Below are 14,483 nucleotides of genomic sequence, written 5' to 3' on the forward strand. Positions count from 1 at the left end.
AAAATATATATAATTTATTTATATAAAAATTTTATGGAGGTGTAGTAATGGCAACAGTCCAAGAAAAGATTGAGTTGTTACACAAGAAGTTAGAAGTTGTGAAACTCGGCGGTGGCGAAAAACGTATTGCTTCGCAACATAGCAAAGGCAAAATGACGGCTCGCGAACGTATCGCTAAGTTGTTTGACGAAAACAGTTTCGTTGAATTAGATCAATTTGTAAAACATCGTTGTGTAAACTTCGGCCAGGAGAAAAAAGAACTTCCTGGTGAAGGTGTAGTAACTGGTTTCGGTACTATCGATGGTCGCTTAGTGTATGCATTCGCTCAGGACTTCACTGTAGAAGGTGGTTCCCTTGGTGAAATGCACGCTGCTAAAATCGTAAAAGTACAACGCCTAGCAATGAAAATGGGTGCGCCTATCATTGGTATCAATGATTCGGGCGGGGCTCGTATTCAGGAAGCTGTTGATGCATTAGCAGGTTATGGTAAAATCTTCTTTGAAAATACCAATGCTTCTGGTGTAATTCCTCAGATTTCCGTTATCATGGGACCTTGTGCTGGTGGTGCAGTATATTCCCCTGCATTAACAGACTTTATCTACATGGTAAAAAATACTTCCCAGATGTTCATTACTGGTCCTGCAGTAATCAAATCTGTAACAGCAGAAGATGTTACAGCTGAAGCTCTTGGTGGTGCAATGGCTCACAACAGCGTATCTGGTGTAGCTCATTTTGCTGCTGAAGACGAAGATGATTGCTTGCAACAAATTCGTTACTTGTTAAGCTTCTTACCAAGCAACAATATGGAAGATGTTCCTCTTGTTGACACTGGTGATGATCCAGCTCGTGAATCTGAAGAACTTAATACCTTGTTACCAGATAACAGTAACATGCCTTATGATATGTTAGATGTTATCTCCGCTGTTGTAGATAATGGTGAATACTATGAAGTACAACCATTCTACGCAACTAACATCATCACTTGCTTCGCACGTTTTGATGGCCAAAGCGTTGGTATTATCGCTAACCAACCAAAAGTTATGGCTGGTTGTCTTGATATTAATGCATCCGATAAATCTTCTCGTTTTATCCGTTTCTGTGATGCATTCAATATCCCAATCGTTAACTTTGTAGACGTTCCTGGCTTCTTGCCTGGTACTAACCAAGAATGGGGCGGCATCATTCGTCATGGTGCTAAAATGCTATATGCGTACTCTGAAGCAACTGTGCCTAAGATTACGGTTATTACTCGTAAAGCATACGGTGGTTCTTATCTCGCTATGTGTTCTCAAGACCTCGGTGCTGACCAAGTATATGCATGGCCTACTTCTGAAATCGCAGTAATGGGCCCAGCAGGGGCTGCTAACATTATCTTCAGAAAAGACGAAGATAAAGAAGAAAAAACTGCAAAATATGTAGAAGAATTTGCTACACCATACAAAGCAGCAGAACGTGGCTTCGTTGATGCTGTAATCGAACCAAAAGCTACTCGCCCAGCAGTTATTAATGCACTCGCTATGCTTGCAAGCAAACGTGAAGCTCGGGCACCTAAAAAACACGGTAATATTCCATTATAATTTTTAGTAAGTAAAACTTAGTTTTGATTTGGAGTATCACAATTCTTATTCTTTGTATTAATTAGAAAGAGGAATTTATTATGGGAGGAAACGAAGGTACTATGAACCCGTGGCTATTTATGACAATTAACATGGTTGTCGTATTTGCCGTGTTGGCTATCTTAGGTTTAATTATGGTCATTACTCATAAATTAGACCCTACAAAAAAAAAATCTAAAGAGCCAGTGAACGTAGCACCAGCCGCTGCTCCTGTGACTGCAGCAGCGCCAGTGGTAGCCAATGATGAACCTGTAGTAGCAGCTATTACAGGAGCCATCGTAGCTATGGGTTACTCATCAGATCAAATTGCATCCATTCGTCCAAGCGAAACAAGTCGCAATTGGAGACTAGATGGCAGACTAAGTGGTAGAATTTAGTCAAATCTAGGAGGTGTAAACATGAGCAAGGCAGAGAAGAACGCCGGTAACAGCAAATTAAATGATGAGTTAGTTGCTGTCATTGCCAGTGCCATTAGCGCTATGGGCTACTCGGTTGATCAGATCGCTAGTATTCGTCCAAGTATTAATAACCACAATTGGAAATTGGACGGTCGTTTGCGCATGAGTCGTTAATTGTAATATGGTAAGAAGAAGGAACATATTACATTAAATTTTAAGTTTGGAGGATTATAAAATGAAAAAATTTAACGTTACTGTAAATGGTACTGTATATGATGTTGAAGTTAATGAAGTAAAAGCAACTGGTGCAGCGGCAGCTCCAGCACCTGCAGCAGCTCCTGCTCCTAAAGCAGCTCCAGCACCTGCAGCAGCTCCAGCACCTAAAGCAGCAGCAGCTCCAGTAGCAGCTGGCGCGCTTACTGTTAAAGCTCCAATGCCAGGTAAAATTTTATCCGTTAACGTATCTGCTGGTCAGGCCGTTAAAAAAGGCGATACTTTGTTAGTTCTTGAAGCTATGAAAATGCAGAACGAAATCGCTGCTCCACAAGATGGTACTATCGCTGAAGTACGCGTAGCAGCTAACCAAACAGTATCCACTGGCGAAGACATGGTTGTATTTGGCTAATAGCTAATTTGTAGTGAAATGTTGATTGAATCATTATTTTTGTTCTCGATATGAAAGGGGATCACACATGGATGCATTTATCGTGGCGGTCACTTCAGTTTGGACAGACAGTGGGTTCGTAAACTTTAACTGGGGTAATGCTATTATGATTTTAGTAGGTTTACTACTATTGTATATGGCATTCGCAAAAGAATTTGAACCATTATTACTCTCTCCAATCGCTTTTGGTTGTATTCTCGCCAACATCCCTCGCAACGGTTTTGAAGAAGGGGTTATGGCTCTTATTAGTGCCGGGGTTGCTAATGAAATCTTCCCTCCACTTATTTTCTTAGGTGTAGGTGCGATGACTGACTTCGGTCCGTTAATTGCGAACCCTAAAACCTTATTCTTAGGGGCAGCAGCACAGATTGGTGTATTCGTTGCTCTTGCTGGCGCTATGATGATCGGTTTTACCGCTCCTCAAGCAGCTGCAATTGGTATTATTGGTGGTGCCGATGGTCCTACATCGATTTACCTTGCTACTAAATTAGCACCTGAATTATTGGGTGCCATCGCCGTAGCGGCCTATTCCTATATGTCCTTGGTACCATTGATTCAACCACCAATTATGAAATTGTGTACAACGCAGAAAGAACGTGAAGTAGTTATGGAACAGCTTCGCGAAGTAACACGTTTTGAAAAAATCGCGTTCCCAATTCTTTCCACAATTTTCATTTCCTTATTGTTACCATCCATTACTTCCTTGTTAGGTATGTTGATGTTAGGTAACTTGTTCCGTGAATCTGGTGTAACTGATCGTTTATCCGATACATCTCAGAATGCGTTAATCAATACAGTTACTATCTTCTTAGCAACTGGTACTGGTCTTACAATGAATGCTGAACATTTCTTAACATTGGAAACTATTAAGATTATCATCTTAGGTTTAATCGCATTCATCTTCGGTACTGCTTGTGGTGTATTGTTTGGTAAAGTTATGTACATCCTTGATGGCGGTAAAACAAACCCACTCATTGGTTCCGCTGGTGTATCCGCTGTTCCAATGGCAGCCCGTGTATCTCAGGTAGTAGGGGCTAAAGCTAACCCTGGTAACTTCTTATTGATGCATGCTATGGGTCCAAACGTAGCCGGCGTTATCGGTACAGCTGTAGCAGCTGGTACTATGCTTGCTATGTTAGGTGGCGGCAAATAAAATTTTATAAAACTACGGTGGGGAGGGGACTCCCTCCCCCTATAGTTTATTTCTTGTCGATTTACAGTAATGTGAAGAGATACTTTGACAATAAGGTTCTGCTCGAAGTATTCTTTGGGGATATTGCAAAACTTGTATCGATAAATCGTATTACATTTATATTTTCGTAATGTAGAGGTGATTTTGGTTTGTTCTCCTTAGAATTGAAAATTTTGATTTGTTTCGTGTGGGCTCTTGTTGTTTTTTTTATTGTAGCATTAATTATTGGGCCAGAACGAAAAGCGTTATGGTTCAAACGTCGTGATAAGTATTCCTTCTTTAATCGACGTGGCGTCATTAGTGAATTATTGTTTTATGGCTATCCTAATACTAAGGAAGGTATTTTTTTAACGACAGGTATGGCACTCGCAATTGCTGTAGTTGCCTATATTTTATATCTCTTATAATCCTTAGTATAAGATAGGTTCGAGCTATGCTTGGAGGCTATTATAGATCGTAGATAATAGTCTATAAAATAAGAATTCAATAATACAAAATGTGAATATTGTGTATTAAAAGGAGATGACAAATATGGATGTAGCAGTACAAACGTTAATCGTACTCGCTATTATGGCGGTTTTCTTTGTAACTGAAATTATTCCTCTCGCAATTACCTCCTTAGGTGGTGCTATTGCTTTAGCATTGATGGGAATTATTAGTACTAAAGAAGCTTTCTCTGGTTTATCCGACAGTACTGTAGTATTATTTGCTGGCATGTTCGTAGTAGGCGGTGCTTTATTCTACACTGGTTTAGCTCAAAAAATTGGGGAAACAGTAGTATCTAAAGCTGGTACTAGTGAAAATGGCTTAATGTTCGCTATCATGGCTGTTACAGCTAGTATGTCTGCGTTCTTATCTAACACTGGTACAGCAGCTGCTTTATTACCAGTAGTTGTTGGTATTTGTGCCGTTGCTAAGATTCCTGCAAGCCGTCAGTTAATGCCATTAGCATTTGCTGCTGGTATCGGTGGTATCATTACAATGGTTGGTACACCTCCAAACATCATCGTTAATGGTGCTTTATCTAAAGCTGGTATTGAACCATTTGGTTTCTTTGAATTTGCTTGGATTGGTATTCCTTTGACAATTGCTACTATCGCTTTCATGATGTTTGTTGGTAAATATTTCTTACCTAAACATGAAATTACAGATGCAGGCGAAGTAGAACAAGAAGTATCTGCTGAAGATGTTTCTAACGATCCTAAGAAACAGATGTACTCTGGTTTAATTCTTGGTGCGGTTATCTTGTTAATGATTTTAGGCGATCCTTTAAAAACATACTTTGGTATTAATTTACCATTGAGCTTAGTAGCTGTTATGGGTGCTATTGCTTGCGTATTAACTGGTTGCTTAAAAGAAAAACAAGCGTACACTTCCATTGACTGGGTAACAATTTTCTTATTTGCTGGTATGATGCCTGTAGCTGGTGCTATGGACAAATCCGGTGCTGGTCAATTAATCGCTGATGCTGTGCTTGGCGTTATGGGTTCTGACCCTAGCCCTTACTTTGCAACAGGCGTATTATTCTTATTATCTTGCGTAATGACTCAATTTATGTCTAACACAGCATCTTGTGCATTGTTAGCACCAATTGGTATTGCCATTGCAAAAGGTATGGGCGCTGACCCTCATGCTGTATTGATGGCTATCGGTGTTGCTGCATCTTGTGCATTCGGTACACCTGTAGGTACACCTCCAAATACATTAGTACTTGGTCCTGGCCAATACAAATTTATGGACTATGTAAAAGCTGGGGTACCATTGATTGTTGTTTGCTTCATCGTAAGTATCTTAATCATTCCAATGGTATGGCCTTTCTTCCCAGGTAAATAAAATCTGGTTGAGTTAATATCAGTTGATATTTTATAATAAATGTTGAGGTGGTACTGAAGGTACTGCTTCAACATTTATTTTTTTAGCGACTTTTATATACGCTATAGTTCTTTTACTGGGAGTTTATAATGAATGTAATTTATAAAGAACGTTCTAAACGAAGTACTGGTGCAAGTATTATTATTGCTATTTTTGTAATCCTCTTGTTAGTTGCTGTTGTATGGACTACATTACGTAGTATCGACAAAGGGGCTATTATTTTAGATGAATATTTTGTTGAAATCGTTGCTATTTTAGTGATATTGAAGTCTGCTATTGCTCAATATACTTATATTGTGACCGATGATAAATTGGTTATCGTAGAAAAGATTTTATTTTACACGAATAAAATGGAAATCCCATATGCCATGATTGATGGTGTATATGCACATAAAACCGAGTTTATTAGTAAATTTAAATTACGCTATAAATATCGGAAGAGTTCGACTACGGATAATCGGCCAACCTGGGCTTTGATTTATTCGATTGTGAATGGCAAAAAAGTTAAAAATGCTCGCGTTTTAATTAAGGCTGATAAACCATTCTTTGAAGCATTAGAACGCTTTATACCTAATCGTATTTGCGCCCCTCAAGGCGATGTAGTTCTCTATGCGTATGCGCGCCGTGACGCGATTATGCATGGGGAAACCGTAGAAGAGTATTTTAAGTCCTTTGCTGGTGATCCAGAAGAAGAAAGTGAACATACACAAAAGGAGCGTGATGTGTAAATGGATAGAAAAGAATTGACGCAGAAACGTAGTGAACTCATTGAACAGCGAGCCGTCTGTGTAAATGAATGGCAAGCACTAGCTAAATTGCCAGACAATCCGTCTACTACGTCCATGTTAAGCGCCTTTGTATTGATTGGGGCGGCAACAGTACTGTCGTTTTTAACAGAAACACCTTCTATTTATGATCCACAATTTTTAATTGCTGTTATTTTAATGTTGGTTGGGGTTGGTGTATTTTTTAATAGTAAAGTAACAATTGACAATCGACGCAAGAAAATCAATAAATTACAGGAATTAGTAGGGGAGATCAATGAGGAATTAAAGGAAGTATCACAAGAGCTAGGACTTCCATTTCCTAAGATTAAATTACCTAAAGCACGTAAAGGTAAGAAGTAAAGGTAAGACATAATAGTAAAAAGTAAAGAGAAGAAATAATAGTAAGAATTAAAAACGAGTGATAAAACAAGAAGCAAAAATAAAAGGTAAAACAAACGGTAAAAGAAGAAGTAAAGACAAAAAGTAAAAGCAAAATACTATAGGATTTATTGAGAATAAAAGTCATTTGTTATTTTACCTCTTTTTGCGGTTAAATGAGAATGCAAGTTTTATAAAGGCTTATACATTTTACTGCTAAAAGTATATTGAAAATATATATCAAATACCTGAAGAATGGCGTAGTTACTATGTAAATTAATCATTTAAACTTGCAGAAAAATAATAAGAAATCATTATCCATAAGTTTGACAAGACGGAAAAATCGTGCCATAATGAGAATATAAAGTTAAGGTAAGTTCCTTAAGGAATTGATAATCAAGAAATTATCTAGTATATTTTTGCGGAGGTGTCCAATAATGAGAATTATCGGTGACGAATGTATTAAATGTGGTTCTTGTGCTTCTGTATGCCCAGTAGGCGCTATTAGCGAAGGCGAACTTAAATACGAAATTAACGAAACTTGCATCGACTGCGGTTCTTGCGAATCCGTATGCCCAGTAGGTACTATTCATCCAGCTGAATAATCAACGGATGCCAAAGCCCTCTAGTAGAGGGCTTTTTTTATTTGCCTTGTTTCCCTGTTTAGCCTTATAATAAAATAATAAACTATAAAAAAGGATGAGAATAATAGATGGCAATTGTATATGTAGTGATTGGAATTATATGGCTAGTAATTGATCAAGTGACCAAACTTTGGGTGCAGGAAGGGATGACCTTAGGTCAATCGATTCCTTTGATTCCTAATGTATTTCATTTGACGTATATATTGAATAAGGGCGCTGCTTTTGGCATATTGGCTAATCAACGGCTATTTTTTTTATGTATAGTCATGGTATTATTGGCTGTACTGTGGTATTTTAGACAATACATTCGCACTGGAGATGTGTTTACTAAGTTAGGCACTACCTTACTTGTTAGTGGAGCCTTAGGCAATGCGTGGGACCGCTATCACATAGGGGCGGTAGTTGATTTCTTTGATTTTAGAATTTGGCCTATTTTTAATGTGGCAGATATTGGTATTTGTGTAGGTGTTGCTTTATTAGCAATACATGTATGGCGTTCACCACAGGGAGGGAAGCACAATGGATAATGAAACAATGACAAATGTTCATTTTGAACCAGGTAAGACCATTACCGTGGTGGTACCGGCAGAAAAAGAAGGAGAACGGTTAGATATATTTTTAACTGCCCTTATGGAAGGTTCTCGTAGCTATGTACAGCAATTAATTAAAAGTGGTGCTGTTACTGTTAATCATAAAGTAGGGAAAAGCAATTTAAAATTAACCGGTGGCGCTAATATTACGGTTGCTGTGCCTAAACCACAGGCTGTGGAAGTAAAGCCAGAAGATATTCCTTTGGATATTTTATTTGAAGATCATGATATTATTATTGTTAACAAACCTCGTGGCATGGTGGTACACCCTGCGGTAGGAAATTATACGGGCACTTTGGTTAATGCTTTATTATTTCACTGTAAGGATTTATCGGGAATTAATGGTGAAATCCGACCAGGCATTGTACACCGCTTAGATAAGGATACGTCGGGTGTTATGATGGCTGCTAAGAATGATTTGGCTCATATTGGTCTTGCTGAACAAGTAAAAGTGCATTCGGCTACACGTACATATTATGCGTTAGTACAGGGGAATATCGTAGAAGAACGGGGCACGATTAAAGCACCTATTGGGCGTCATCCGAAAGACCGGATGAAGATGGCCGTTGTATTTGAAAATAGTAAAGAAGCGGTCACTCATTTCAAAGTGCTAGAACGGTATGGCAAACATACTTTAGTAGAATGTGTGCTTGAAACAGGGCGAACGCATCAAATTCGTGTTCATTTTGCTCATATTGGTCATCCTGTGGTAAATGATCCATTTTATGGGTATCGTAAAATGGAGTTTCCTATTGAAGGACAAGCTTTGCATTCTTATAGTTTAGATGTAAAACATCCTATTACGGGTAAGGCTTTACATTTTGAGGCACCTTTGCCAGAAGACTTTTTAGCTTGTCTTGAGTATGCCAAAACTCATAATGTATAAGGAGCTAGCTATGGAAGAAAAACGGATTCTTATGGATGAGCAAGCTATGATGCGTGCCATTCGTCGCATTAGTCATGAAATATTAGAACGAAATAAAGGGTTAGAGAATGCGTTGATTTTGGGTATTGAGCGGCGTGGGATTTATTTAGCTCAGCGGTTGCAGGCTCAAATTGAAGCCATTGAAGGCGTGCATATTGAAGTAGCCACCATTAATGTAGCTATGTATCGTGATGATCGTTCGACTAAAGGGAAAGAAGGACCGCCGTTTACAATAGATACAACGGGGAAATTAGTTATTTTAGTGGATGATGTGTTATATACGGGGCGAACCATTCGGTCTGCTTTGAATGCGCTTATGGAAGTAGGACGCCCACGGGCTATTCAATTAGCTGTATTAGTGGATCGTGGTCATCGTGAATTACCGATTCGGGCCGATTATGTGGGAAAAAATATTCCTACGTCTCATATGGAAACAGTGCGTGTTAATGTAAAAGAACAAGATGGGGAAGACAGTGTGACTATCTCACAATAAGTTTTGTTCGATAATCCCAAAGGCTTCTTTGATAGTCTTTTCTTTAATAGTCTTTTTGATAGCTTTTTCTGTAATAGTCTTTTATAGAAGAAAAGAACCTCATCTATATAAGGGCTTGGTTGTTACGTATTTTGTACGTTTGAGCCAATGCCGTTTGTAGAGTGAGGTTCTTTCTTTTTTATTCTTTTTTATTTTCGGGAATATACCAAGGGGTGAAGGTATAATCTAGGCCACCTTGGCGTGCTTGGGGTGCTTCCATACATAGTTGCTGTATATCGGTAGCCCGCATATCTAGTATAGCTAGGTCTTTGGCTAAACCTTGGGTTTCTTTTAGGAAAGGAGCCCACTTTTGTACCATAGGAATTGTAAAATTCTTTTGCTGTAACCAAGGTCGGGCCTTTTCCGTGAAACCTAATAAGCGCGCATAAGAAGGACCGTGCTGATGGGCCATGTCTTGCAAGTGTTGCGAAATAGCAAGGACTGTATAGCACGCCATGCGTTGCAAACGAGCATAGGAATAGCGTTTGGATTTTAACATTTCACGAGCTTCGTGCCAGGTAGGGGCTTGGCTTGCTTTGATCCAACGATTTTCTAGGCCTTCTTTAAAATCACAAAGCCTTTGTAGTTGCTTGGCCGTGTGTTGACGACTTTCGTACAGAATATAATCCTGATAGCGACTAGGATTGACTAATTCGTTGTGATTTAAGAGGCTTTCATAGGCCGGTAGGAGTGTGGCGGGCACAAAAGATGTTAAGGGGTGAGTCGTATTCGTTAGCCTGTTTTGAGGATAGCTATTATATAAATAGTTGCGCAAAGCAGAACCAGATGGCCAAGGGCTAGTGAGATCTTGACTATGGTGTTGCCCCTCGCGCTTCACCGGATATAAGTTGAGATGTAAGTTATAGGCTTGGTTAGTTCGTATATACTCAATGCCTAAAAGGGCATTAGGTTGCTGTAATAGGGCTTCTAATTGAGGTGCTTCCAGCGCTAAGGCTTGGCGTAAGGCGGCGCCATAGAAAAGCCCTTTTTTTAGTAACTTTTGACAATGGTCTTGCACTATGGGAGATTCACTTAGTTGGGCTAGTTGTTGTAAAGCTTTTAGATCAGTGGTTTCACTACCAAAGGAAATCGCATTGACGCCAACAGCGGCTAAGAGGCGAATGGCACCAGCTGCAAAGCGCTCCGCATTAGCCGTAGCATAGATGGTAGGTAGTTCAATAACTGCATCAGCCCCATTGAGGAGCGCCCAGCGGGCTCGAATGAATTTATTAAAGATGGCTGGTTCACCACGTTGCACAAAGGAGCCACTCATAGCAATGATGATTAGAGCATCTGGATGTGCTTGGCGTAGTTGTTGCAATTGATGGGCGTGGCCGATGTGAAAGGGATTATATTCAGCTACGATGCCGATACAGTTCATAGGAATCTCCTTTAAATGATGTGTCTTAAGAATAGGTTATAGTGAATGTGACTTAGGGAATAGGTTATAAGTTATAAGTTATAAGACATGTGTTGTTGAAGATGTAAATGTCAAAACATTGTATTTACAAGTTATTGTATGCTTATTATAGCATATAATAACTGTTGTCCAGCGAGGGACCATTGATTTTGTATTATTATGTGTAAAATTAATAGTGAATATGTGTAAAAAGAGAGGTGCAAGGATTGAGAAAGAATGGTATAATTTAAGCGTACGTGATTACTTGTACAGACAAACTGAATCGAGGGATAGTATGAAGAAATGGTTCACTGTATGTCTTATGGCTCTTATGGTTCTCGTTATGAGCGGCTGTGGCAGTGATAATGCATTAGATTCCTATAGTTTTGGTCACAAAGTGATTAAAGCCGGTGCTTCAGAGATTACGGTAGCCCTTCCCTATGATATTGGGGTGCAACCTAATACGATACAAAATGCGCTTGGCTATCCAGTGACTACTTACTTAGGAGCGGATAAGAATTTTTTAGTATCCATTGAAGCGGTTACGCCGAAAGTGGGGCAGCCGTTACCAACAGCGCAAGCGTATGGAGCGGAAGCTAAGCAATTTTTTGAAAAAAGCTTTGGAAAAAGCCTAACTTGGTCTGAGGCTACGAAGACGGTTGATGGCGTTTCAGCGTTTACAGCTGATGCAACGCTAATGTCTGACAAAGCAAAGATTCGTTTCTTTCAATACACGTTTGTAGATAAGGGTGTATTGTGGAATATAACCTATCAGTACCCAATCGATAGCACTATGGGTGCTCAGATTTCTGACCTTGTGGTAGGCAAAATTCAAATTACTAAGAAAGAGGGATAAGTAATGAATGTTTTAGTAGTAAACTGTGGTAGTTCTTCCTTAAAATACCAGCTTATTGACATGGACAAAGAAGCGGTATTAGCTAAAGGACAATTTGAAAAAATCGGTGCTGAAGATGCTATCTTCACTCATAAACGTCCTGATGCTGAAAAATTAGAACGGGTAGAACCAATTTTGGACCACAAACAAGCACTTAAAATTTTGCTTGATATCTTAATTGATGCTGAATATGGCGTTATTGCTTCTATGGACGAAATCGACGCTGTAGGTCATCGTGTGGTTCATGGTGCTGAAAAGTTTGCTGACTCCGTATTAATTACACCAGCTGTTATGGAAGCGTTACAGGAATGTGCTAAAATTGCACCTCTTCATAACCCACCAAATATTCAAGGTATCGAAGCTTGTGAAGCTATTATGCCAAATGTTCCACAAGTTGCTGTATTCGACACTGCATTCCATCAGACAATGCCAGCGGAAGCTTTCCTTTATGGTTTGCCTTACGAAGCATATACTGAATTAGGTGTTCGTCGTTATGGTTTCCACGGTACTAGCCATAAATATGTATCTCAACGTGTAGCTGAATTAATGGGTAAACACATGAGTGACTTGCGCATTATTTCTTGTCACCTTGGTAATGGTTCTAGTGTGGCCGCTATTAAAGCGGGTCGTTCTATTGACACATCCATGGGCTTCACACCATTATCCGGCTTAATCATGGGTACTCGTTGTGGCGACATTGATCCTGCTATCGTACCTTTCTTGATGGATAAATGGGATATGACTTACCATGAAATCGACGCTATTATGAATAAAAAATCTGGCGTACTTGGTATTTCTGGCGTATCCAATGACTTCCGTGTTATTGAAGAAGCTGCTGAAGAAGGCAACAAACGTGCTCAATTAGCGCTTGATATGTTCCACTACAAAGTTCGTTCCACAATTGGTGCGTATGCAGCTGTTATGGGCGGTGTAGATGCTATCGTATTTACTGCTGGTATCGGTGAAAATGGTATTGGTAACCGCGATGCTATCTGTAATGGCCTTGAATATCTTGGCACTCGTCTTGACCGTGAACGCAACAACGTACGTGGTAAAGAAACTGAAATCAGCGTAGAAGGCTCTAAAGTAAAAATCTTCGTAGTTCCTACTAACGAAGAAATTATGATTGCTCGTGATACAAAACGTATTACAGCTAGCCTTGTAATGAAAAACTGGTAATACAAATTCGTGTAAACGACATATAATTAAGACGCGCAGTACCTTTGGGGGTACTGCGCGTTGTAGTTTATCATATGATAGGGGGTAAGAATAAACGATGATATTATATTTAGCATCTGGTTCACCACGTCGACGGGAATTGTTAGATCAATTGGGTATTCCGTTTACAGTAGTAAAGAGTACCTACGAAGAGCATAATGAACAATATGAATCACCCTATGAATTAGTGGAACAACAAGCCTTAGGCAAAGCGTTAGCCGCTGTTTTGCCAACCGAAGCAAAGGGCAATGCTCATACTGTGCTGGGGGCTGATACCATTGTAGTGCATAAAGGTCATAAGTTAGGTAAACCCCATGATGTAGAGGGCGCTAAGGCGATGCTGGGTGAGTTAGCTGGTGATTATCATGAAGTTGTGACTGGGGTAGCTCTTTGTCACTATGATAGTAATGGTGACTTATTGGGGCAGAGTGTATTTCATGTGTGCACGAAGGTGTATTTCTTTGACTTAACAGAAGCTGACATAGAAGCGTATGTGGCTACGGGTGAACCTATGGATAAGGCGGGGGCTTATGGGATTCAAGGTAAAGGGGCCTATTTAGTAAAGGGCATTGAAGGGTCGTATACTAATGTAGTGGGGCTCCCTGTTGAGGTAGTAGCTCGTAAATTAAAAGACGGTAGCCGTTAAGATTTTGTAAGGGAGAAGGGGTTATAGTGAAACAAGTCATGACAAGTTGTGTGCGGGAGTGGCAACCGTGGCAACAACCAAGGGAAAAGTTTTTAAAATTAGGGCCACATAATGTGAGTACGGAAGAGTTACTAGCGATTTTATTGCGTACAGGGCGGCGAGGTTTGTCGGTCTTAGACTTAGCACGAGAAGTTTTAAATTCAGTTCAACATGGTGCCTATGGGCTCAATGAAATAACGGTACAAGGGTTACAAGCCATTAAAGGAATTGGCCGTGATAAGGCCGTGACGGTATGTGCAGCCATTGAATTAGGACGACGGTTAGGGCAATTGAAAGTAAAGCAACGGTATGAAGATTTTAGTAATCCGACAGCGGTGGCTACGTATGTGATGGAACGGTTGCGATATGAAAAGGAAGAGCATGTGTGTGCCGCTTTTTTGAATTGCAAGAATAAATTAATTACCATTGATACCATTTCCATTGGTGGGCTTACTGGAAGTTTGGCCGAGCAGCGCACTGTGTTCCGCCAAGCTTTACAGGCCAATGCGGCAAGTTTAATTTTAATTCACAATCATCCTTCTGGCGATTGTACGCCAAGTAAAGAAGATGTCCATATTACTAAAGTTTTTATGGAAGCTGGTTTGGTCATGGGAATTCCCGTATTAGATCACATTATTATTGGTGATGGCGTTTATACTAGCCTTTGTGAAAAAGGGTTATTATAATGGAATAACTCAGACTCCGTTG

The 14,483-nt window shown here is 39.7% G+C and carries 18 protein-coding genes; 17 read left to right on the forward strand and 1 reads right to left on the reverse strand.

Going from position 1 to position 14,483, the window contains the following annotated elements; genetic code table 11:
• Positions 1-47: 47 nt before the first annotated feature.
• The 13 genes from VER_RS06490 to pyrR all read left to right on the forward strand — a co-directional run bounded on the left by VER_RS06490 (position 48) and on the right by pyrR (position 9,539).
• Entirely contained in the window at positions 48-1,577 is a 1,530-nt protein-coding gene (locus VER_RS06490) for a carboxyl transferase domain-containing protein (protein WP_162100052.1), read from the forward strand.
• An 80-nt stretch (positions 1,578-1,657) separates the two neighbouring features.
• The gene (locus tag VER_RS06495; protein ID WP_162100053.1) at positions 1,658-1,993 is read left to right on the forward strand and encodes an OadG family protein; all 336 of its coding nucleotides are present in this window, start codon (positions 1,658-1,660) and stop codon (positions 1,991-1,993) included.
• Between the two features lie 21 nt (positions 1,994-2,014).
• Positions 2,015-2,188 carry a hypothetical protein gene (locus VER_RS10330; RefSeq protein WP_202922143.1) on the forward strand — a complete coding sequence of 58 codons (174 nt, stop codon included), beginning with the start codon at positions 2,015-2,017 and terminating at the stop codon, positions 2,186-2,188.
• A 61-nt stretch (positions 2,189-2,249) separates the two neighbouring features.
• Positions 2,250-2,639, forward strand: coding sequence for a biotin/lipoyl-containing protein (locus tag VER_RS06500; protein WP_162100054.1), 390 nt, complete (start codon positions 2,250-2,252; stop codon positions 2,637-2,639).
• Between the two features lie 67 nt (positions 2,640-2,706).
• Complete coding sequence (locus VER_RS06505) at positions 2,707-3,831, forward strand: sodium ion-translocating decarboxylase subunit beta (protein ID WP_162100055.1); 1,125 nt, start codon at positions 2,707-2,709, stop codon at positions 3,829-3,831.
• A 188-nt stretch (positions 3,832-4,019) separates the two neighbouring features.
• Positions 4,020-4,277, forward strand: a complete 258-nt coding sequence (locus VER_RS06510) for a hypothetical protein (RefSeq protein ID WP_162100056.1) — start codon at positions 4,020-4,022, stop codon at positions 4,275-4,277.
• 124 nt (positions 4,278-4,401) lie between these two features.
• Entirely contained in the window at positions 4,402-5,703 is a 1,302-nt protein-coding gene (locus tag VER_RS06515) for an SLC13 family permease (protein WP_162100057.1), read from the forward strand.
• 128 nt (positions 5,704-5,831) lie between these two features.
• Positions 5,832-6,470, forward strand: coding sequence for a PH domain-containing protein (locus VER_RS06520; RefSeq protein ID WP_162100058.1), 639 nt, complete (start codon positions 5,832-5,834; stop codon positions 6,468-6,470).
• A complete protein-coding gene (locus VER_RS06525; protein ID WP_162100059.1) occupies positions 6,471-6,869 on the forward strand; it encodes a hypothetical protein in 399 nt (132 codons plus the stop codon).
• 455 nt (positions 6,870-7,324) lie between these two features.
• Positions 7,325-7,492, forward strand: coding sequence for a DUF362 domain-containing protein (locus VER_RS06530; protein WP_162100060.1), 168 nt, complete (start codon positions 7,325-7,327; stop codon positions 7,490-7,492).
• A gap of 107 nt (positions 7,493-7,599) precedes the next feature.
• Positions 7,600-8,058: a signal peptidase II gene (gene lspA / locus VER_RS06535; protein ID WP_162100061.1), complete on the forward strand. Its 459-nt coding sequence runs from the start codon at positions 7,600-7,602 to the stop codon at positions 8,056-8,058.
• 7 nt (positions 8,059-8,065) lie between these two features.
• A complete protein-coding gene (locus tag VER_RS06540; RefSeq protein ID WP_162100108.1) occupies positions 8,066-9,007 on the forward strand; it encodes an RluA family pseudouridine synthase in 942 nt (313 codons plus the stop codon).
• 10 nt (positions 9,008-9,017) lie between these two features.
• A complete protein-coding gene (pyrR, locus tag VER_RS06545; RefSeq protein ID WP_162100062.1) occupies positions 9,018-9,539 on the forward strand; it encodes a bifunctional pyr operon transcriptional regulator/uracil phosphoribosyltransferase PyrR in 522 nt (173 codons plus the stop codon).
• Between the two features lie 178 nt (positions 9,540-9,717).
• Here the strand turns inward: pyrR and VER_RS06550 are convergent, their stop codons facing one another.
• On the reverse strand, positions 9,718-10,959 hold the full coding sequence (locus tag VER_RS06550; RefSeq protein ID WP_162100063.1) for a nucleotidyltransferase family protein: 1,242 nt from the start codon (positions 10,957-10,959) through the stop codon (positions 9,718-9,720).
• Between the two features lie 313 nt (positions 10,960-11,272).
• On the opposite strand from VER_RS06550, the gene VER_RS06555 reads away from it, so the two are divergent.
• From VER_RS06555 to radC, 4 genes are all read left to right on the forward strand, one after another.
• Positions 11,273-11,833, forward strand: coding sequence for a hypothetical protein (locus tag VER_RS06555; RefSeq protein ID WP_162100064.1), 561 nt, complete (start codon positions 11,273-11,275; stop codon positions 11,831-11,833).
• A 3-nt stretch (positions 11,834-11,836) separates the two neighbouring features.
• Positions 11,837-13,051, forward strand: a complete 1,215-nt coding sequence (locus VER_RS06560) for an acetate/propionate family kinase (protein WP_115311004.1) — start codon at positions 11,837-11,839, stop codon at positions 13,049-13,051.
• 97 nt (positions 13,052-13,148) lie between these two features.
• Positions 13,149-13,736: a nucleoside triphosphate pyrophosphatase gene (locus VER_RS06565; RefSeq protein WP_162100065.1), complete on the forward strand. Its 588-nt coding sequence runs from the start codon at positions 13,149-13,151 to the stop codon at positions 13,734-13,736.
• A 38-nt stretch (positions 13,737-13,774) separates the two neighbouring features.
• Positions 13,775-14,461, forward strand: coding sequence for a DNA repair protein RadC (gene radC, locus VER_RS06570; RefSeq protein ID WP_162100109.1), 687 nt, complete (start codon positions 13,775-13,777; stop codon positions 14,459-14,461).
• Positions 14,462-14,483: the final 22 nt, after the last annotated feature.

This window comes from Veillonella sp. R32, from assembly GCF_010093125.1.
Lineage (GTDB): Bacteria > Bacillota > Negativicutes > Veillonellales > Veillonellaceae > Veillonella_A.

Bases quoted from the DNA above. Each gene is read 5' to 3' on its own strand.
- VER_RS10330 (WP_202922143.1), top strand. From the start codon at position 2,015: ATGAGCAAGGCAGAGAAGAACGCCGGTAACAGCAAATTAAATGATGAG.
- pyrR (WP_162100062.1), top strand. From the start codon at position 9,018: ATGGAAGAAAAACGGATTCTTATGGATGAGCAAGCTATGATGCGTGCC.
- lspA (WP_162100061.1), top strand. From the start codon at position 7,600: ATGGCAATTGTATATGTAGTGATTGGAATTATATGGCTAGTAATTGAT.
- VER_RS06540 (WP_162100108.1), top strand. From the start codon at position 8,066: ATGACAAATGTTCATTTTGAACCAGGTAAGACCATTACCGTGGTGGTA.
- VER_RS06505 (WP_162100055.1), top strand. From the start codon at position 2,707: ATGGATGCATTTATCGTGGCGGTCACTTCAGTTTGGACAGACAGTGGG.
- VER_RS06550 (WP_162100063.1), bottom strand. From the start codon at position 10,959: ATGAACTGTATCGGCATCGTAGCTGAATATAATCCCTTTCACATCGGC.
- radC (WP_162100109.1), top strand. From the start codon at position 13,775: ATGACAAGTTGTGTGCGGGAGTGGCAACCGTGGCAACAACCAAGGGAA.
- VER_RS06515 (WP_162100057.1), top strand. From the start codon at position 4,402: ATGGATGTAGCAGTACAAACGTTAATCGTACTCGCTATTATGGCGGTT.
- VER_RS06490 (WP_162100052.1), top strand. From the start codon at position 48: ATGGCAACAGTCCAAGAAAAGATTGAGTTGTTACACAAGAAGTTAGAA.
- VER_RS06565 (WP_162100065.1), top strand. From the start codon at position 13,149: ATGATATTATATTTAGCATCTGGTTCACCACGTCGACGGGAATTGTTA.
- VER_RS06530 (WP_162100060.1), top strand. From the start codon at position 7,325: ATGAGAATTATCGGTGACGAATGTATTAAATGTGGTTCTTGTGCTTCT.
- VER_RS06525 (WP_162100059.1), top strand. From the start codon at position 6,471: ATGGATAGAAAAGAATTGACGCAGAAACGTAGTGAACTCATTGAACAG.
- VER_RS06520 (WP_162100058.1), top strand. From the start codon at position 5,832: ATGAATGTAATTTATAAAGAACGTTCTAAACGAAGTACTGGTGCAAGT.
- VER_RS06500 (WP_162100054.1), top strand. From the start codon at position 2,250: ATGAAAAAATTTAACGTTACTGTAAATGGTACTGTATATGATGTTGAA.
- VER_RS06560 (WP_115311004.1), top strand. From the start codon at position 11,837: ATGAATGTTTTAGTAGTAAACTGTGGTAGTTCTTCCTTAAAATACCAG.
- VER_RS06495 (WP_162100053.1), top strand. From the start codon at position 1,658: ATGGGAGGAAACGAAGGTACTATGAACCCGTGGCTATTTATGACAATT.
- VER_RS06555 (WP_162100064.1), top strand. From the start codon at position 11,273: ATGAAGAAATGGTTCACTGTATGTCTTATGGCTCTTATGGTTCTCGTT.